Below are 19618 nucleotides of genomic sequence, written 5' to 3'. Positions count from 1 at the left end.
GTGTGTACAAATTAATAAACTGTGAGAAGTGAAGAAATGTCTGAGACTATTTCTACTGACATCGTCGTGATCGGTTCCGGCGTTGTAGGTTCGTTAGCTGCCAGAAAACTGGCATTGGCAGGACGAAAAGTTCTGATGTTGGAAGCTGGCCCGCGTATCCAGCGTGACCAGATTGTCAGCAATTTTCGCCACTCGGCGCGCAAAGACGATTTTATCGCCCCATACCCGAACTCAAAAATCGCCCCCTTCCCTGACTATAAACCGGAAGATAATGGCTATTTAGATCAAACCGGTCCTAAAGATTATAAACCCGAATATCTGCGGGTGGTGGGTGGCACAAGTTGGCACTGGGCTGCCCAGGCCTGGCGTCTGGTGCCCAATGATTTTCGTCTGAAATCACAGTACGGCGTGGGCCGTGACTGGCCGATCAGTTATGAAGATCTGGAACCCTATTACTATGAAGCCGAAATTCTGTGGGGGGTCTCCGGTCCCGCTGAGATGGCGAAATACTCGCCACGTAAACATCCTTATCCGATGGAAGGCGTCAAAATGTCTTACCTGGAACAACGGGTAACGGCACGTCTGGCACCAAAATATGAAGTTCTGACTAACACCACTGGCCGTAACTCTGTCCCTTATGACGGACGCCCACAGTGTTGTGGCAATAACAACTGTATGCCTATCTGCCCTATCGATGCGCAGTACCATGGTGGTATCGCTGCTGCTGCCGCGGAAATGGCCGGGGTAAAACTGATCCCACAAGCCGTGGTCTATAAACTCGAACACAATAGTCACGGGAAAATCACAGCGCTGCATTACTATGACTGGAATAAAGAGTCGCATCGCGTCGAAGCCGAAGTCTTCGTGATGGCCGCGAATGCTATCGAAATCCCCCGTATTCTGATGCTCTCTGCCGATGATAAAAACCCACACGGGCTGTGCAACAACTACGATCAACTGGGCCGTAATCTGATGGATCACCCGTCGAATTCCGCCACTTTCTATGTTGACGAACCTTTGTGGCCAGGCCGTGGTCCGATGAGCCCTTCGTCTATCCAGCAGTTACGTGATGGTGCCTTCCGTTCAGAGTCAGCCGCATTCCGTATTGATATCTCTAACTCTTCACGGGTTGCCGGAGTCACTGCCGGAGCCATTAAAGAAGGCCTGACCGGTGCTGACCTTGACAGCGCAATTCTGTACCGTGCGTCACATGAACTGAGTATTAAAAATGTTCTGGAACAGTTACCGGACCCGAAAAACCGCACCATGCTGAGTACCCGTAAAAAAGATGCTCTCGGACTGCCAGTTCCCGCATTCTCTTACTCTTACGATGACTACATCGAGAAAGGGATGCAGCACTCACTGGAAGTCTATGCCGATATTGCCAAAATGCTGGGTGCGACCAATGTCCGTTATTCGACTCCGGGCGTCTACAGCAACAACCAACACATTACCGGAACACTGGCAATGGGTACCGATGAGAAAACCTCAGTGACCGACCACGTGGGAAAAGCCTGGGAATACGACAACCTGTATATGGTGTCTACCGGGGTGATGCCAACGGTCGCCACGGCTAACTCCACGCTGACCGCCTGCGCCCTGGGCTTACGTACCGCTGATGCCATTCTTGGCAAAATCTGAGGAGAGCCACCATGAAAAAATTGCTTTCCCTGTGTATCGCCGGTGCCCTGACCGGGTTCATGCTGAATAGTGCAGCTCAGGCAGAAGACAGCAACGCTCAGAGCCTGATCGAGAAAGGTCAGTATCTGTCTGTGGCCGGTGACTGTGCCGCCTGTCATACCACCAGCGGCGGTAAACCTTTCGCCGGTGGCCTGGCGATAGCCACACCGATTGGCAAAATCTTTTCGACCAATATTACGCCGTCAAAAACCTCAGGTATTGGCGATTACTCGCTGCAGGATTTTGAAAAAGCAGTGCGTCAGGGGGTAAGAAAAGACGGTGCCAATCTCTATCCGGCCATGCCTTATACCTCGTATGCCAAAATATCTGATCAGGATATGCAGGCTCTGTATGCTTATTTCATGCATGGTGTCGCGCCGGTGGATGAGAAAGGCCCGCAGACAGCCCTGCCGTTCCCATTCAATATTCGTCTGTCGATGGCGGGCTGGAACCTGATTTTTGCCGGTGACAAACCCTTTACACCAGACAGTAGTCAGTCTGCTGAATGGAACCGGGGTGCCTACCTGGTACAGGGGCTAACTCACTGTTCGACCTGCCATACCCCGCGTAATGCTCTGATGGCCGAAAAATCGGGTCAGGAGCTGGCCGGTGCCTCACTCGGAACCTGGTTTGCACCGAATATTACGCCGGATAGCCATGCAGGTATCGGTAAATGGTCAGCCAGTGATTTAGCGACCTATCTGTCAACCGGTCGTTCACCGAACGGTTCCCAGGCAGGCGGCCCAATGCTGGAGGCCATTGATAAGAGCTTCAGTAAGCTGTCACCGTCAGACATTAACGCCATCGTGACTTATGTCCGCTCGGTGAAGCCTCAGTCTGCTAACGCAGCCCCGGGCCAGCTACCGGCCAGCGCACCGGTGGTAAACGATTTTGCGTTGATGGATGGCAGTGCTTCTGATGGCGCTAAACTGTATGAAGCTCACTGCTCAACCTGTCATCAGGCCTCAGGTCAGGGCAGCCATGGCTTACCGGCACTGTATGGTAATGCCGCATTACACCGCCCGGTGGCAGATAATGCCGTCATGGCGATCCTGGACGGTCTGACTCCGACCCAGGGTCAGGCGATGCCGTCATTCAAAAATGTGATGAACGATCAACAGGTCGCAACACTGACCAATTATCTGTTCAAAACCTTTGGAGATGCCGGTGTCCAGACAACCGCAGATCGCGTTAAAGTTCTGCGGGAAGGTGGCGCACCCTCTCCGTTACTGGCGATTGCTAAAGGCGGGATGATAGCGGCCGTGATCGTAGTCTTGCTGCTGATAGTGGGCGGAGTGATGATGAGATCCAGGCGTAAACGTGGTTAACTACCGCTGATTTAACCTGCCAGAACAGGCGCCCGGTTCACCCTGGACGCCTGTTTTTTTATCCCTGCTCTGCCTGTCGACTCCCCAGTCGGGCAATCACATCCCTGGAGACATGGTGCCGCTGCTCAGCGGTTAATTCAGTCAACTGCCCCTGATGCATTTCCAGAATCCGGTCTGCAACATCAAAATAATCATCATCATGGCTGATAATGATTAATGTTTTCCCTTGAGCCCTGAACCAGGGTAGTAATTCCCGGTAAAAATAGCGCCGGAACTGCGGGTCCTGCTCTGCTGCCCATTCATCGAGAAACAAAATGTCGCGTTTCTCTGCTAACGCCAGCAGCAAAGCTACACGTTTTTTCTGTCCCTGAGACAGTTCCAGAGTACTCAGCTGATGGTTTTCAACGCTGATTTTGCCCTGCATACCCATTTTTTCCAGCCACTGTTCAGTCAGCGCCTGATCCCCTGCCTGCGGGTTCACGAACAGGGTTTTAAACAGATAAGGCTGAGTAAATACTACCGAAAACAGTGATTTGAGCCGGGCATTATCGAGGGGTTCGCCGTCCAGCCAGACCCGCGCCTGTGGATCATGATACAACCCAGCCAGCATCTGACTGACCGTTGATTTACCGGAGCCGTTAGCCCCGATAATAAACACGATTTCACCGCGTTGCAGGGTTACATTTACCGGGCCCACCTGAAATCCGGTTTTCGGGTAGTGCCAGCTCAGATTCTCCCAGTGCAGGGTTTTCCAGCCCACAGGGACCGGAGCAGCATCCGGTTGCTGTTCTGACGGCTGCGGCGGAAATATCTCATTAATTTTTTTAAACGCCAGCTCACCGGTGAGTAAGGTTGGCCAGGCCCCGATGGCCTGTAATAAGGGTGAACGCATAAACAACACGGTGAGAGAAAAAGAGGTAGCGATAGTTTCTGAAATCCACCCCAGCGCCTGAGAGGCCAAAAAAATCAGACCAATCAGCCCCAGCATCATGATATTCGACCAGTTAATCGCCGACAGATGAAAACTGTCAGCACGGATAATATGTTGCCGGTATCCCAGGGCCGCCTGCTGATAGTCGTTGTCATAGAAATGCCGGGCCCGGGCCGGATTGAGCCCCAGTTCCTTTTTGCCGTGGATTACTACCTGAAACACATCCTGTAAATCACTCTCATACTCACGAACCTTCCGGATATGCTCATAGACCTTAGACACCATCCGGTAACCCAGGTAGAAAGTTAACCCCATCCAGATAACCACGATCGCCAGTACCGGTAATGACAGATAGCCAAGATACACTATGGCCACCCCGCCGAGCACGACGCCCTGAATCAGTTCCGGCAGCCGGACAAACGCCAGCGTGATATTGCGAATATCGGGTCCCAGCAACGACAACAACTCACCATTGCCCTGCTGTTCCAGTTTATCCAGCGGAGTGGCCATCATCTGTAAGATCATCCGGCTGCGTTTTTGCCAGATAAAATGGTGACCAAGTGCCGTCAGTGTCCATTGCGCCGCCAGAGTGATTAATAACAGCAGAATCAGCAGCCCTGCCAGCCTGGCCAACCCGCCATACAGCGAGCTTTCATGAGAAAGCGTCTGATTGATATAAGAAATGGTGAAGATACCAAGACAGGCACTGATCAGATTCAGCACAATGATGCCACTGATCGCCAGGAAATGTTGTTTAAGAATCGATTTAAGTAGCGACATAATTCACAGTAAAAAAATCCCGCCAGCTATCCCGGCGGGTTAACAGGAATATCAACAAGCGATTTAGAAATCGACACTCATTGACAGCTTCAGGGTACGTGGATCGCCCTGGACCAGATAACCATCGGCCTGATTAACCTGAGCCCAGTATTTCTTATTGGTCACGTTTTCGATACCTGCACGCCAGGTCATACGAGTGTTCTGCAGTGACATGGCATACTGGACTCCGAGGTCTAAGCGCGTCCAGGAGGGCAACTTCATGGTATTTTGCACATTATAATACTGGTGGCTGGTGTGGATCAGCGTCCCGGAAACCGTCACTCCCTGCAGACCCGGCAGATCCCATTCTGAGCCGAGGACCCACTGGTTACGTGGAACACCTACTGCATCGTTGCCACTAGAGCCATCTGTGGTGTTATGCATAACAGGTCTTAGCCAGGTGCTGCCCGCATTCACCCGCCAGCCAAGGATCGGCTCACCAAAGACATTAACTTCAATCCCCTGATTCCGTTGTTCACCATTCAGGGTGTAAATATAAGTATCAGGATTGGCGGTTAACTGTCGGGTGACCGCTGCCATTTTACGTATATCAAATACGGCCAGGTTCCCACCAAAACGTTCACGCTCCACCTTCAGTCCAACTTCATTCTGCCTGGTGCGCATGATTCCGGGGATTTGACCCTGGTTGACGGTATCTTTAGGTGCTGCGGTAGCGGCTTGTAATCCCTCGATATGGTTAGCATACAAAGAAAGCCAGTCTTGCGCTTTCCAGACTACACCGTAAACCGGGGACCAACGGTGTTGAGATGTCTCATTATCAATCGCAGCTTTGTAAGCATAGTTAATAACACGGATATTCTGGAAACGAGCGCCGGCGGTAAATAGTAGTTTATCGTTAAGTATTCCCAAAGTGTCAGAGAGCGAAACCCCATTATTAGCCGTACGGGCAACGACTGTGGGTGCCTGCATATGGCTACCGGGATAAACCATATCTCCGGCGTAAACGTCAGAAGGATGATAAATATTCGGTCCGGTAAATGGTTTAGACATCACATAAGCACTGGCGGAACGATTATAAAGCCCAGAATATCCGATATTAACCTGGTGGCTAACCTCACCGATATAGAACTTACCGCGAATGCCTGCCATACCACTGATTCTGTCTTCGGTATGATGAGTATCCATCCTGGTCATAGTCGAATCGCCCTGTAAATCAGAAACCACCGGGGAAGCACTGGCCGACCATTCATTGGTGTGGTTAGCCCCGACGGCGCTGTAAAAAACCCAGTCATCATTAAGATGATAGTCATTTTTCATCATCGCATAACGGGACGTCTGATCAGCATAGTTCCAGGGTTGAGCGTAATTGGTACGAGGGTCGGGTACGGCTGGAATTTCTGTCATTCCACTGGCTAAACGAATGCCCTGTCGGCCGTTATGAATGGTGGTTTTCACATAACCCAGATCCAGGGAACTTTGCAGTTTATCGCCGTGATAATCCAGCCCCAGAAAGGCGCCGGTGGTACGATCTTTTTCGTTATGAACCTCAGTTTCACCTTCGCGATGAACCACGTTAAACCGCACACCAAACTGGTCGTTATCCCCAAATCGCTGGCCGATGTCGGCACTAATACCGGGTTGTTTGCGTGAGGTATAGTCCACCGATACCCGACGGGTCGGCACGCTGGTGGCATGTTTGGATTCGATGTTGATATTCCCGCCTACCCCTGTTCCTCCCGCGGGGACTCCGTTAAGAAAGGCGCTGGATCCTTTTATCACTTCCACGCGTTCCACATCTTCCAGTGGCAGGATCTGGCGAGGCAGAACGCCATACAGGCCATTCAGTGAGATATCATCGCCGTATAAGTCAAAGCCACGGATACGGAATCCTTGCGAAAAGTTGCCATAACCCCGCACGTTCTGGATGGAAGAATCATTCTTCACCACATCCTGCAGCGTTCTGGCCTGCTGGTTGTCAATCAGTTTCGAGGTATAGCTGATCACATTAAACGGTACATCCAGCGCTTTCTGCTCGCCTAATACCCCAAGCCTTGCACCATTAGCGATACCGCCATCGAGGAAGGCAGGTACCGGGTCTTGTCCGTTATTGGTGGTATCCACATTCGGTTTGGCCCGCACCACCAGCGTATTGTCGGAGGAACTGGTACTGGCGTTATCAGCCGCCAGGGCATAAGCACTGAAGGGTAACAATGCCATCAGCATTGCCTGATTGAGTCGGGTTGGGGTAAAGCTACTGCCACGTTTTTTCATTTGTTTGCCTGGTTTAAAATTGTTAATCAATCGCAAGAACAATGCTTTCTGCAGGTAAATTTTCTAACAGAGCGGGTGAAAAATGGTACAAAACGTAAGATAATAATGTAAGTGTTTATCATTTGCATTATTATTCCTCGGATTTTAATGTGCATAACGGAAATAGCCATGTCACAAATGCTGATGACAGCCGAACCGGTATTTACCGGGGTGCCTGCCAGTATCGTTTGCCAGCCGGAAACCTTTAGCAGCCTGCTGCCAGCCCACTGGCAGACGCTCTCTTCCGCCGGAAAAACCGCCTGGATATCGTTATGGTCACAGTGGTATTTTGCCGGCACCCTGTTGGGCTGGGCCGATCAGTTATGCAGTGAACATCAGTCCTGCCCACTCTGGGAATTCAGAGGACAACTGCAAATCAATGACCGTGGCTGTCCGGAACACTGGCTGAACCGTGGCAATCTCAGTGGGTCACTGAGCGAAAGCCAGAAACAACAACAGCTGGATCTCCTGATTCACCGTTTTATTGCGCCCGTCTGCCAGACCCTGGCGGTTTTTGCCGCCAATAACCTCACCGTATTCTGGAGCAATGCCGCGGTCCGGTTATGGCAAGGAATGCAACGTGCGATTGAAAAACAGGCTGACGTGCGGGTGCTGCAGGAGATGTTCTCTGCCCCGCGTCTGGCAGATGATCAGGTTAACCGGTTATATTCTCCGCTACGCAGGGTGATAAAAGAAGACGGTAGCGAACAGATGCAGCGCCGTCATTGCTGCCTGATCTTCCGGCTGGACGAATTTGAGAAATGCCCCTCCTGTCCGTTGCAAAAATGCAGCAAAAATTAATCCCATGAGACATCACGTGAATAACCAGCAAACTGCTGCTGCGGCAGCAACCTTTAGCCTGAGGCAGGCGCAGGTGAGTATTGATAACCGCCAGTTGCTCAAACCCTTGTCCATAGAGTTTACCCCGCACAGAATAACCGGATTAATAGGTCATAACGGTTCCGGAAAATCCACACTGATAAAGCTTCTGAGCCGGCAAAACCCGGGGTTTTCCGGTACCGTACAATGGAACGGCAAACCACTTTCTGAGTGGGGTTCCAGAGAATTTGCCCGCCAGGTAGCTTACCTGCCACAAACCCTGCCCGTTGCCGAAGGAATGACAGTGACAGAACTGGTGGCGTTGGGCCGTTACGCCTGGCATGGTGCACTCGGCAAAATGAGTGACCATGACCGGCAATCTGTTGACCAGGCGATTGCCAGTGTTGATCTGAGTTGGGCCGCCGATCATCTGGTGGAGAACCTCTCTGGCGGGGAACGTCAGAGGGCATGGATTGCGATGTGCGTGGTTCAGGGCAGCCATTGCTTATTACTGGATGAACCGACCTCTGCTCTGGATATCGCTCATCAAAAAGAGGTGTTGTCGGTGATTCAGCAGTTGTGCCGCCAACGGCAGTTAACCGTGATTATGGTACTGCATGATATCAATATGGCGGCGCGGTTTTGTGACGAGTTTGTGGCCCTGAAACAGGGTGAAAAGATCTTCCAGGGTAGTGCGGCCGAACTGATGACCGAACAACGGCTGGAACAGATTTATAGTGTGCCGATGGGTGTGATTCATCATCCGGACAGCGGAGATCTGTTAAGTTATGTCCGATAGTCTTAATCACTCTCTGTTGTCAGGTGAATACAGCCGCCGGGAGATCCTTGCCAAATCCGCCCTGTTGCTGGCCGCAGCGGGTCTGCCCGAATTCGCCCGTGCCGGTCAGTCAGGCGAACAACGCCTGCCACGCGCAGTGGCTCTGGAGTGGTCTGCCGTGGAAACGCTGTATGCGCTGGGTCTGACTCCTGTCGCGGTCAGCGATATTACCGGTTACAACAACTGGGTTTCCAAACCGGCCATTCCGCCGGCGGTGACTGAACTGGGTCTGCGTACCGAGCCTAACCTTGAGCTACTGGCCAGCCTGGCACCGGATTTACTGATCCTTCCTGAACACTCGCCACTGTCTGTGTCGCGCTTAGAACAGATTGCGCCGGTATGGCAATACTCGTTTGCCGTGCCGGGGAAATCACTACTGAGTGTTGCTACCGACAATATACTGCAACTGGCGTCCCGGCTGGGTCGTGACACCGAGGCCCGGCAATATTTGTCAGATTATGCACAACAGCAGGCAGGGTACCGCCAGCAACTGCAACCTTTTGCCGGTAAAAAAATACTGATGTTTACTCTGATGTCGTCACGTCAGGCCCTGGTGTTAACTCCGGACAGTCTGTTTGGCGAAGTGCTGCAACAGTTGGGTCTGCACTGTGCCTGGCAGGGAGCCACCAGTATCTGGGGCAGCGTGATTATCGGGATAGAACAGTTACTGACCTGCGATGCTGATTATGTTCTGCAGTTCTCACATAATGATCAGCCATTGCTGGATAGCTTGTCCGGGTCACCTCTCTGGCAACAAATGCCGTTTAATCAGAATCACCGACGCTGGCTGGTTGAGCCGGTATGGCTGTATGGCAGCCTCTACTCAGCACAGCGCTTTGCCGGAATACTGACACAGGTATCCAGGGAGTGGCATGCGTAAATCTACGGTAGTCCCGATTATTATGTTGCTGATTGTCATGATCAGCCTGTTACTGGGTGTTAACACCCTGCACTACTTTTTCCCGGGCCACGGACAGTCTCTGACACCGGCTGAGGCGCATAACCTTTCTCTGCAAAGTATGCTGTTGTTCCACTACAGTTTTCTGCCTCGTATTGCTGTCGCGTTGCTGGCCGGAGCCGCCCTCGGTCTGGCAGGCTGGCTATGTCAGTTGCTGTTAAAAAACCCACTGGCAGAACCTGCCACACTGGGCATTGCGTCCGGGGCGCAGTTAGGCTTGACCCTCGCCACACTGTCGGGCAGCAGTGTTATGCTGAGCCAAGGGTTATCCCTGACGGGAGCGATGGTCAGCGCTTTAATTATTTTTGTGTTGAGCAGCCAACGGCGCTTATCGCCGCTGACCTTGCTGCTGACAGGGCTGATTATCGGCTTGTTCTGTTCCGCTCTGCAGAATGGCATTGCCTTATTCCGGCATGAACAATTGCAGAACCTGTTTATCTGGAGTAGCGGAAATCTGTCCCAGAATGACTGGTCAGTTGCCCGGTTACTGGCGCCTGTATTGCTGCTGGTTGTACTACTGACCCTGCTGTTTTCCAGATCGCTTAATCTGTTGCGACTGTCCGATACCATGGTTAATAGCCTGGGGGGGCGCAGCCAGCGTATCCGGCTGGCAGGGCTATTGCTGGTTACTCTGGTCTCAGGCTGGACGGTCAGTCAGGTGGGAATTATTGGTTTTATCGGGCTGTTTGCACCGCAAATTTGTCGACTGCTGCCACACCAACGTTTTATCAGCCATATGCTGCTGGTGATGCTGTTTGGGGCAATGGTCCTGCTGGCCTGCGATCAGCTATCGGTACTCAGCCAGTACGCGGGTTATCAGTTTACCGCCGGTAATATTACAGCTATCGGCGGTATTCCACTGATGTTGTTTATTATTGCTAAAGCCCGGTTTATTTACGCTCCGGACTTACGGCCCGCGCTTCGCCATACCGTCATGATGACAGGGAAAAAGTACGCTCTGACCGGGCTGTTATTAGTTCTCACGACCTTGCTGGCTGTTAGCATCACCCGCAATGCTGATGGCCTGCTACTGAACTGGCATGATCCTTTGGCATTCCGCTGGCCGCGCGCTGTCGTCGCCGGTAGTTGTGGCGCCTTGCTGGCGATGGGTGGCGTTATTTTGCAGCGTTTGACCGCCAACCCGCTGGCCAGCCCCGAAGTTCTGGGAGTCAATAGTGGTGCGGCTTGTGGGGTAGTATTAATGCTGATTTTTTTCCCGGCTACCGGCAGTATTGGGATTTTCCCGGCAGCGTTGGCGGGGGCTTTGCTGAGCCTCATCATCATCATCTTTTTTGCCTTCGGAGGTTACTCCTCATCTTCGCGTATTCTGTTGGCCGGAACGGCCCTGAGCGCACTGGCGGCCGCAGTCATTAGCCTGTTACTGGCCAGTGGCGCGCCCAATGCCAGCCAGATTATCAGCTGGCTGTCGGGTTCTGCGTGGGGAGCGACTCCGGTGATGGCGATGAGTGGGCTGTTGATCACCCTTATCACCCTGCCACTGTCCCTGCTGTTTAGTCGTTGGCTGACGCTGCTGCCTCTGGGAAGCCAGGTGGCGTCTTCCCTCGGGTTGGCAATGCGCCCGGTCACCGGCGTGCTGTTGGTATTCTGTGCAGTATTGAGCGCCTGTGCCACTCTGTTGTTGGGACCGATGAGCTTTATTGGTTTACTGGCGCCTCAGGTGACACGTCAGATGGGGGTCAGGCATGTTGCGGTAGCATTACCCGTGACCGCCTTGACAGGCGCGGTATTGATGATGACGGCAGATACGCTGGGAAGGCTGATTATCTGGCCGTTTCAGATTCCCGCGGGGGTCATGGCGGTGCTGTTGGGAACACCGGTATTTGTCTGGTTGTTGTGTCGGAAAAAAGTATCGTAAAAAGTAGTTGAGGGTAAACCGCCCGTTACCCACGGGCGGTGATTGTTCAGAAGGTTACCACGGTTTTCAAACCCGCTACCCAGCCATCCTGAGTATTACGATCTCCACCAGGATTATGCCAGTACTGCAGGTCCGGTTGCAGTTCCAGCCAGGATGCCGCGCGAATCCGGTAATAGATTTCGGCGTTCACCGAATGGCTCAGATCGGCAATTGGCTGCCCTGACATTCCGCCCTGCGGTGCGGCAAACTGCAACTGTTCACTGGCATAACGGCTCATTTTAATGTAGCTCACCCCTATCCCGAGCCAGTCTTCCGGACGTGCGTCAAACATCCCCCGATAGCGCATTGATACCGCGGTACTCAGTTGTACACGGTTACTACGGTGATCAGAGAGGCTGCCACTCCAGGAGAGACTCATGCCGCGCTGTGCATCGTCCTGATGCCGCGTGACCTGCTGATTGGCTGAAGCCCAGATAAATCCGGTTGAGGAGTAGCGACGGTAACCCGCGGGATCGGTGCTGCCATCCGGTTGTGATTTTCCGCGTGATAAATGCTGCTGACTGGCATTGGTCAGCAACACACCGACATTATAGACACCTGGTAACTGGTTAAGCGTAGTCTTCAGTTCAGCTTCCAGTGGAAACAGTGCGCCACGGCTGCCACGTGTAGACCAACTCCAGGCATGGTTACGCTCAGCGACCTGGGGATTCTGCTCCATCACCCCCCCTTTGAGTGTCAGTTCCGGGTTGACGCGCCATGCCAGGGTAGTTCCCCAACTGTGCACATTCCAGTTGTTCCATAACATCGCATTCGCTGACTTTCCGCCACACTGTGTCAGCATCTGAAAATCACAGGGAATGGACTGATCAAAGGTCTGAACCTTATTCATCATCCCTACCCGCCAGTACAATTGCTGGTCGAAGAAGCTTCGTGAGAATGTCAGCCAGCCCAGGCGGGTGATTGATTGCCCTCCCCAGCTCTCCTGCGCCAGATCATTAATTGGTAAGCCGGGATTTTGTAACCGATCTACCGTCAGATTACTGTTATGGTTACGGTTAACAATATTTCCTTCAATCATGGCATCGGGAATGCCGGTGAGCTGTTGCAGATCCTGTGAAAAGGTCAGTGCGAACTGGTCAATATAGGCCACTTTGCTATCGTGGTTATATCCTCCGCCAATATTGGTCGCCGCCTGGCTAAGATAGCCAAGGTTGAAGTTAAACCCGGCGTCTTTTAAATCGGGGCGCAGCCCCAGCATATTGCCCATCAGCCCCTGCTGAGGGGCTTCAAACCCCAGCGCGGTACCATCCCACTCCTCAGCATACCCCGTAGCAGTATACATACATAATATCATCGCGGCTGATAATGGCCGGAGGTATCCTTGCTTATTAATGATATTCATAATCTCATCCTGAAATTAACAGAGTCCTTAACTCCGCGAGTGCGGAATAAATAAATCAGCAACAGTCAATTAATGGTTTCATTTATCAGAACCTCGCTGCCTTCTCATAGCAAGAACAGCAGAGGATGTCTTCGTCGATGCCTCATCGACAATAAAACTCATCTGTTTCACTGATATCTTGCTGATTCTCCGGAATAACCTGCCGGAAACTTCCCTGTCACTTTACCATCCGACCGGCCGCTGAAAACCTGATTTTCAAGGTGTAAATTATTATTGTGACGAGGGTCATATCCCTTCGGAATATAAATCAGAGTATTTCAGGATAATCTCTCTCAGGGATTTTAATTCTGTGTTGTTGTGGGATAACAGGGTGTTTAACCACAACAGTTATTCGGCAGGTCCGGCAATAACATCACCGCGTAATAACACTGATGATTATCAGAGAATATGGGGTTATTCAGGGAAAAGGATAACCGTTGCCATACAGGTCACGGCTAAAAAATGCTAATTTGTCTCTCAGTCTCTGAATTTCAATAGCTTAGTCGGGCTTCTCACTGCCAATTATTGCATAGCTGGCGTATACTTTCGCCTCCGACAGCTGAACAGACGCCTTTGTTGCTTATGATTTCCTGGAAAAAGAACCTGTTTTCCCTCTGGCTGGGATGTTTTATTACAGGTCTGGGTACCAGCCAGATTTTACCTTTCCTTCCGCTCTATATTTCTCAGTTAGGAAGTTATGATACTGCCAGTCTGACACTCTGGTCCGGGATGACGTTTAGTATTACTTTCCTGGTCTCTGCCATTGTGTCGCCCATGTGGGGCCGCCTGGCAGACAGTAAAGGTCGGAAACTGATGCTGATTCGGGCCGCTGTCGGAATGGCGATTGCGATTTTTTTCCAGGGAATGGTCACTCATGCCTGGCAGTTACTGGTATTACGTGGGCTGATGGGACTGGCTTCAGGGTATATTCCTAACGCCATGGCGCTGATTGCCACTCAGGTCCCCAAAGGAAAAAGTGGCTGGGCGCTAAGTATTTTGTCTACCGCGCAAATCAGTGGATTTCTGGGTGGCCCCTTGCTGGGCGGGTACCTGGCGGATCACGTCGGATTACGGCCGGTATTTCACGTGACAACCTCGTTACTGGTGCTGGCAACCCTGGTCACTATCGCTTTTATTAAAGAAGAGCCGCGCGTCGTTACACAAAATGCACAACGCAGCAAACCGGTCTCGGTCTGGAAAACAGTCCCTTCCGCAAGGATTATCCTGTGTCTGTTATTCTGTACCCTGGTGGTTCAGTTATGTAATGGCTCGGTCAACCCTATCCTCTATTTATATGTTCATCAACTTTCCCCTGACAGCAATAATATTGCCTTTATCAGTGGTTTTATTGCCGCGCTACCCGGCATGTCTGCCCTGATATCCGCCCCCGTCTGGGGCAGAATGAGTGACAGAATCGGACCGAAACGTATTATTTCGGTCGCCTTTGTGATGTTTATTATTTTACTGACGCTAATGTCACTGGTGAGCAGCGTACCGCAGTTCTCGATACTGCGCTTTTTGCTGGGATTTGCTGACGGGGCTATGTTCCCGGCGATTCAGTCACTGCTGCTGACCTACTCATCGCGGGAAGTCTCTGGGCGGGTTTTTGGTTACAACCAGTCGTTTATGAATCTGGGGAATGTCACCGGCCCCTTGCTGGGGTCGGTCACCTCCGCAGCCCTGGGGATGCGCTGGGTGTTCCTGGCTTCGGCAGTGGTCATATTGATCAACCTGATTTATCTGAGCATCACGTTTCGTTCTGCTCAGCAGGCCGGTAAATTGATTTCACCGGAGTAAATGGCATCCGTTTGCTGGCGGCCAGAAGGCCGCCATTGACTGAATCTCTCAGGCTGAATTGCCCGCTCTGCAATCTCCGTTAATTTCGTACCCTCAGGTGAGATTAAATTTACTGTCTGGCAACCACAGTTCTGGCAACGGCGACTGATTATTCATCTCCAGCATATGTCGTTCAATGACAATACACATCGCGTCCAGCGGCAACTGGTTAGATTCAGTACCAAACGGATGCTCAAGCTCTTCTGCTAACGCTTCCAGCGACAGGAAGGTATAAGAAATAAATGCCGAGACCAGGATAGTCAGATAGTGTAATTCGGTAATCAGCGCAAACGGAAGCAGAGAACAAAACAGGTATACCGTCCGGTGCAGGATCAGGGTATAGGCAAAAGGTATGGGGGTGTTTGCCAACCGTTCGCAGCCGCCGAGAATAATTTCTAACTGACGAAAAGCCTGATCTATTTCGCTAAAAACAATATCTGAGATAGCGCCCTGGCGACGTAAGTCGCCAAGAAACATCCCGATCACCAGCAATATGCGGTTAGCGCGAAACGGACTGGTCATCACCTGCTGGCGATATTCTTCCGGAAGTAAACGCAGTAAATCCTCATCAGAACCGCTTTCTCTTAACTGATGTTTTAAGGCATAGGCAAATGCGGTAAGTAATCTGGCAAAGGTCATCAATTCCGGAGAATTTTTTGGCAGTACAGAGTGCAACTGGCGAAGTAAAATTCTGTTATGAATCAGTAAGGTTCCCCATAACAGCCGGGCCTCCAGGAAGCGTGAATAGCTGGCGTTATTCCGGAAGCCAAGAAATACCGCAATCGATACCCCGAGCAGGCTAAAAGGCGCGGTCGTCAGCCTGACATTCAGGGTTTCGTACCAGGGCAGGCTGAGCAGTGCTATCACTGACATCATGATATTTAGTGTCAGTTGAAAAGAAATTTTAGGCAGGACTGAACCATGCCAGTCGAACAGGCGAAGAAACCAGTGCTGAGGTTTACGGATAATCATGATGATTTTGTGTCAGGTATATAATCTTGAGGATTATACAATAAATCTGATGTGATTAGGCGCAAACAGCCCATCTGACCAGGCTAAAATTTCCCTGTCCCCTGCTCAGTTTCACTTTCACATCCGCGAGATTACCATGAAAATCCCATCAGGATGTTTGTAACATTTGGTCATTAATTCCGCGACTGGTTCGCAATATCAATATGCCCCCTTATAATCAACATTAATTAAAAACATTAAAATCAACAACATGAAAAGAAATCATTCAATTTATGTACATATATAAATTAAAATAAACAGATAAATTAATTCACATATAGACACAATTTCCGTTACACTTCCGGCCAGTTTTTCACAATGACCAGGCGTAATATGACTTTTTCAAAAAAAATAGCTTTCAGCCTCTCCCTGCTTACCCTGACCACTGTTAGCCAGAGTGTCAGCGCGGCCAGCGAAAAAACCGATGTGTTACTGATTGGTGGAGGAATTATGAGTGCCTCTCTGGGCACATGGCTGAATGAACTCCAGCCAGACTGGAAACAGATCATGGTGGAAAGGCTGGACGGTGTTGCCGAAGAGTCATCAAATGGCTGGAACAACGCCGGTACGGGCCACTCTGCGAATATGGAGCTTAACTATACGCCGCAGCGTGCCGATGGTTCTATTGATATCAGTAAAGCCCTGGAGATCAATGAATCATTTATGATCTCTCGCCAGTTCTGGTCTTCACTGGTCAGACAAGGAACGCTGAACAACCCCCACTCTTTTATCAATTCTGCACCCCACATGAGTTTTGTCTGGGGTGATGCGAATGTGGAATACCTGACCAAACGCTATCAGGCACTGCAAACCAGCACCCTGTTCCAGGGCATGAAATTTTCGACCGATCAGAATCAGATCAAACAGTGGGCCCCGCTGGTGATTGAAGGCCGCTCTCCGTCGCAAAAAGTCGCGGCTACCTGGACACCACTGGGTACGGATGTGAATTACGGTGAAATTACCCGTCAGCTGGTCTCCTCGCTGAAAACCCGACCAGGATTCCGTCTTGAACTGTCCACCGAAGTAACTGCATTCAGCCGTAATCCGGATAACAGCTGGCATGTGACGGTGAATGATTTGAAAAATCACACCAGTCATGAAATCGATGCCCGTTATGTCTTTATCGGAGCCGGCGGTGCGGCGCTGAAGCTGCTACAGGAAACCGGTATTCCGGAAGCAGAAAACTATGGGGGTTTCCCGGTGGGGGGCTCTTTCCTGGTCACGGAAAACCCAGAGGTTACCGAACACCATGCCGTGAAAGTCTATGGACAGGCATCGGTCGGTGCGCCTCCGATGTCAGTTCCGCATATTGATATTCGTCACCTTGACGGAAAGAAAGTGGTGCTGTTTGGCCCCTTCGCGACCTTCTCGACCAAATACCTGAAAAATGGCTCTTTGTTTGATCTGCTGAGTGCCACCACCACCCATAACTTCCTGCCGATGGCCCATGTGGGTATCGATAATTTTGACCTGGTGAAATATCTGATAGGTCAGGTGATGCTGTCTGATGAAGACAGGTTTGCGGCATTAAAAGAGTATTATCCGCAAGCCCAACAAGCAGACTGGCATCTGTGGCAGGCCGGACAGCGCGTACAGATCGTCAAAAAAGATCCGCAGAAAGGTGGCGTTCTGAAACTGGGGACCGAAGTGGTGACCGACCAGCAAAAAACCATCGCGGCATTACTGGGAGCCTCTCCGGGAGCCTCTACCGCAGCGCCGATCACGCTGAATGTTATCGAAAAACTCTTCAGTGAGCAGATTAAAACGCCTCAATGGCAGCAAAAAATTCGCGGTCTGGTGCCAACCTATGGACAGAAATTAAACGGTAATGTACAGCTTACACAGCAGGTGTGGGATGAAACAGCCCAGGCTCTGCAACTCACCAAACCTCCGGTCATAGTGATGCCAGCAGCACAAGTCACAGCGCCAGAGAGCACTCCGGCTCGTCAGTCCACGCCTCAGCAGGATTTAGCGCTATAAAACACAGACGGGTTAAGTACTACACACAGCCTCCCCGACGACCCGGGGAGGCTGTGTGCTTAGCGTAATCCAATGACCGGTTTACCGATAATCTCGTTCGGTCAGTGTCTGTATCCTCACGACTGCATTTGTGCTCACCGCCACCAATAAGCGGATCAGGTTAGCGGATCTCTAATGGCTGTTCACGTGCTGGCGGCGCAAAATGTTTGTCTATCTCCAACAGGTCCTCATCACTGAGTTCGAGAGTCAGAGCTTCCAGGTTCGCGGCGATATGATTTTCGGAACCGGATTCAGGAATAGCCAGGACATTGCCATCCCGGATGGCCCAGCTCAGCACAACAGCCGAAGGGCCACACTGGTACTTATTCGCCAGTTGGCTGATTAAAGGATGATTGAGTAAGCCACCTTCATGACCACCGAGGGGCGAATACGCCATCACTGCCACCCCGTGCTCTGCACACCAGGGTAATAGAGAAAACTCAGTGCCACGGGCCTGAGGATTATAGAAAATCTGGTTAACGCAGCACTCTTGTCCTCCCGGCGTCTGCCAGAGTTGTTTCATGGCGCGGGTATCAAAATTAGAAACACCCCATGCCTTGATTTTGCCCTGTTGTTGTAGTTGCTGAAATCCATCGACGATTTCTTCCAGTGGATATTCAGAAGCCCAGTGCAACAGGTAGAGGTCGAGATAATCCGTCTGTAATCGTTGTAAACTCTGCTCGCAGGCCGCCTTCATTCCTGAGACCGAAGCATTCCAGGGGTAGACTTTAGAAACCAGCCATGCCTTTTCACGCTGGTTTTTTAACGCCTTACCGATCAGAATTTCTGAATCGCCATCGCCGTACATTTCTGCGGTATCAATCACCTTCAGTCCGTGTGACAGACCGTAGTTGAGCGCGGCGACCTCCTCCGCTTCCGGATATCGTCCTTGTCCCAAACGCCAGCTTCCCATACCGATGGCTGGCAGGGTTTGACCGTCAATTTTCAGGCTCTTCATCGTTTACTCCCGGGCTGATCGCGGGATCAGCAATTGAGTGAATGTCTGAATGATCATGTATAGTGCCTGACGGGATAAATTTCCAGTGACAGCCACCTGTCATTGCACCCTGCTGTGCATCTGCAACCACGCAATGGCCGGGTTTTATAACGTGGGACGGAACAGATCGAAACGCTGTTCATCGCTGATCCCGTAATAGGCCGATGGCCCGCCGGCACGAAGGATTGGCTGTGCGCGACTGGTCTGGTAAATGCCTTCGTCAAGCAGTTGTCTGTCGATATGCACCTGCACGACTTCCCCGAGCACCAGCCAGGTTTGCAGTGCATTGCCCCCCGCGTCCTGCAACCGTAGACACTGCGTTAACCGGCATTCAAAATGCACCGGACTCTCCGCGACCCGCAATGCAGACACCTGTTGGGAGGGGAGTGTGTTCAGCCCCGCAAAGCGAAACTCATCCTTGTCTGCCGGCAAAGGTGCCGAGCTGGCGTTCATCGCTTCAGCCAATGGCCGGGTGGCCAGGTTCCAGACAAATTCACCGGTCTTATCAATATTGGCGACACTGTCTTTCCAGCCGGTACTTGAGAAGCCAATCAACGGAGGCGTGTAATTAAAGCAGTTAAAAAAGCTGTAAGGTGCAAGATTATGATTACCCTGCCCGTCGTGTGAGCTGATCCAGCCAATCGGCCGGGGGCCGATAATGGCATTCAGTGGGTCGTGCGGAAGTCCGTGGCCCTGTCGGGGCTGGTAGGTATAACGATCGGTGGACATCGACTACTCCTATTTGAGTTATCCGAAAACAGTGAAAATAATGAGCAAAGTGCAGTGAGACCCGT

General features: G+C 51.4%; 14 protein-coding genes. 8 read left to right on the top strand and 6 right to left on the bottom strand.

What is annotated here, in order from left to right; all coding sequences use genetic code 11:
• The first annotated feature begins 36 nt into the window (after positions 1-36).
• Together HA49_RS03790 and HA49_RS03785 are read left to right on the top strand one after the other, a co-directional pair.
• Positions 37-1641, top strand: a complete 1605-nt coding sequence (locus HA49_RS03790) for a GMC family oxidoreductase (protein ID WP_038020606.1) — start codon at positions 37-39, stop codon at positions 1639-1641.
• An 11-nt stretch (positions 1642-1652) separates the two neighbouring features.
• Positions 1653-3008, top strand: coding sequence for a cytochrome c (locus HA49_RS03785; RefSeq protein WP_046791664.1), 1356 nt, complete (start codon positions 1653-1655; stop codon positions 3006-3008).
• A 58-nt stretch (positions 3009-3066) separates the two neighbouring features.
• On the opposite strand, the gene HA49_RS03780 is transcribed toward HA49_RS03785, so the two are convergent.
• Positions 3067-4719 (bottom strand): multidrug ABC transporter permease/ATP-binding protein, encoded by a 1653-nt coding sequence (locus HA49_RS03780; protein ID WP_038020605.1) that lies wholly within the window; start codon positions 4717-4719, stop codon positions 3067-3069.
• 63 nt (positions 4720-4782) lie between these two features.
• Positions 4783-6990, bottom strand: coding sequence for a TonB-dependent receptor (locus tag HA49_RS03775; protein WP_038020604.1), 2208 nt, complete (start codon positions 6988-6990; stop codon positions 4783-4785).
• Between the two features lie 168 nt (positions 6991-7158).
• Between HA49_RS03775 and fhuF the strand changes: the two genes are divergently transcribed.
• Genes fhuF through fhuB form a run of 4 tightly spaced genes read left to right on the top strand, consistent with a single transcriptional unit; the run spans position 7159 to position 11520 of the window.
• Entirely contained in the window at positions 7159-7830 is a 672-nt protein-coding gene (fhuF, locus tag HA49_RS03770) for a siderophore-iron reductase FhuF (protein WP_038020603.1), read from the top strand.
• Between the two features lie 16 nt (positions 7831-7846).
• The gene (locus HA49_RS03765) at positions 7847-8647 is read left to right on the top strand and encodes an ATP-binding cassette domain-containing protein (protein ID WP_038020602.1); all 801 of its coding nucleotides are present in this window, start codon (positions 7847-7849) and stop codon (positions 8645-8647) included.
• On the top strand, positions 8637-9566 hold the full coding sequence (gene fhuD / locus HA49_RS03760) for a Fe(3+)-hydroxamate ABC transporter substrate-binding protein FhuD (RefSeq protein WP_038020601.1): 930 nt from the start codon (positions 8637-8639) through the stop codon (positions 9564-9566). Before HA49_RS03765 ends, fhuD begins: the two co-directional genes overlap by 11 nt.
• Entirely contained in the window at positions 9559-11520 is a 1962-nt protein-coding gene (gene fhuB, locus HA49_RS03755; protein WP_038020600.1) for a Fe(3+)-hydroxamate ABC transporter permease FhuB, read from the top strand. The genes fhuD and fhuB overlap by 8 nt, the downstream gene beginning before the upstream one ends.
• A gap of 46 nt (positions 11521-11566) precedes the next feature.
• On the opposite strand, the gene HA49_RS03750 is transcribed toward fhuB, so the two are convergent.
• Complete coding sequence (locus HA49_RS03750; protein ID WP_156994539.1) at positions 11567-12922, bottom strand: carbohydrate porin; 1356 nt, start codon at positions 12920-12922, stop codon at positions 11567-11569.
• Between the two features lie 621 nt (positions 12923-13543).
• Between HA49_RS03750 and HA49_RS03745 the strand changes: the two genes are divergently transcribed.
• Positions 13544-14758, top strand: a complete 1215-nt coding sequence (locus tag HA49_RS03745) for an MFS transporter (protein WP_038020599.1) — start codon at positions 13544-13546, stop codon at positions 14756-14758.
• 93 nt (positions 14759-14851) lie between these two features.
• Here HA49_RS03745 and HA49_RS03740 read toward each other — a convergent pair whose 3' ends face one another.
• A complete protein-coding gene (locus HA49_RS03740; protein WP_038020598.1) occupies positions 14852-15769 on the bottom strand; it encodes a bestrophin family protein in 918 nt (305 codons plus the stop codon).
• 372 nt (positions 15770-16141) lie between these two features.
• Between HA49_RS03740 and mqo the strand changes: the two genes are divergently transcribed.
• Entirely contained in the window at positions 16142-17788 is a 1647-nt protein-coding gene (mqo, locus tag HA49_RS03735; RefSeq protein ID WP_038020597.1) for a malate dehydrogenase (quinone), read from the top strand.
• 160 nt (positions 17789-17948) lie between these two features.
• Here the strand turns inward: mqo and HA49_RS03730 are convergent, their stop codons facing one another.
• On the bottom strand, positions 17949-18785 hold the full coding sequence (locus HA49_RS03730; RefSeq protein WP_038020596.1) for an aldo/keto reductase: 837 nt from the start codon (positions 18783-18785) through the stop codon (positions 17949-17951).
• A gap of 144 nt (positions 18786-18929) precedes the next feature.
• Positions 18930-19553: a flavin reductase family protein gene (locus HA49_RS03725; protein ID WP_038020595.1), complete on the bottom strand. Its 624-nt coding sequence runs from the start codon at positions 19551-19553 to the stop codon at positions 18930-18932.
• Positions 19554-19618 lie beyond the last annotated feature (65 nt).

Source organism: Tatumella morbirosei, assembly GCF_000757425.2.
GTDB classification, from domain to species: Bacteria; Pseudomonadota; Gammaproteobacteria; order Enterobacterales; family Enterobacteriaceae; genus Tatumella; species Tatumella morbirosei.
This window is presented reverse-complemented; position numbering and strand designations above follow the sequence as displayed.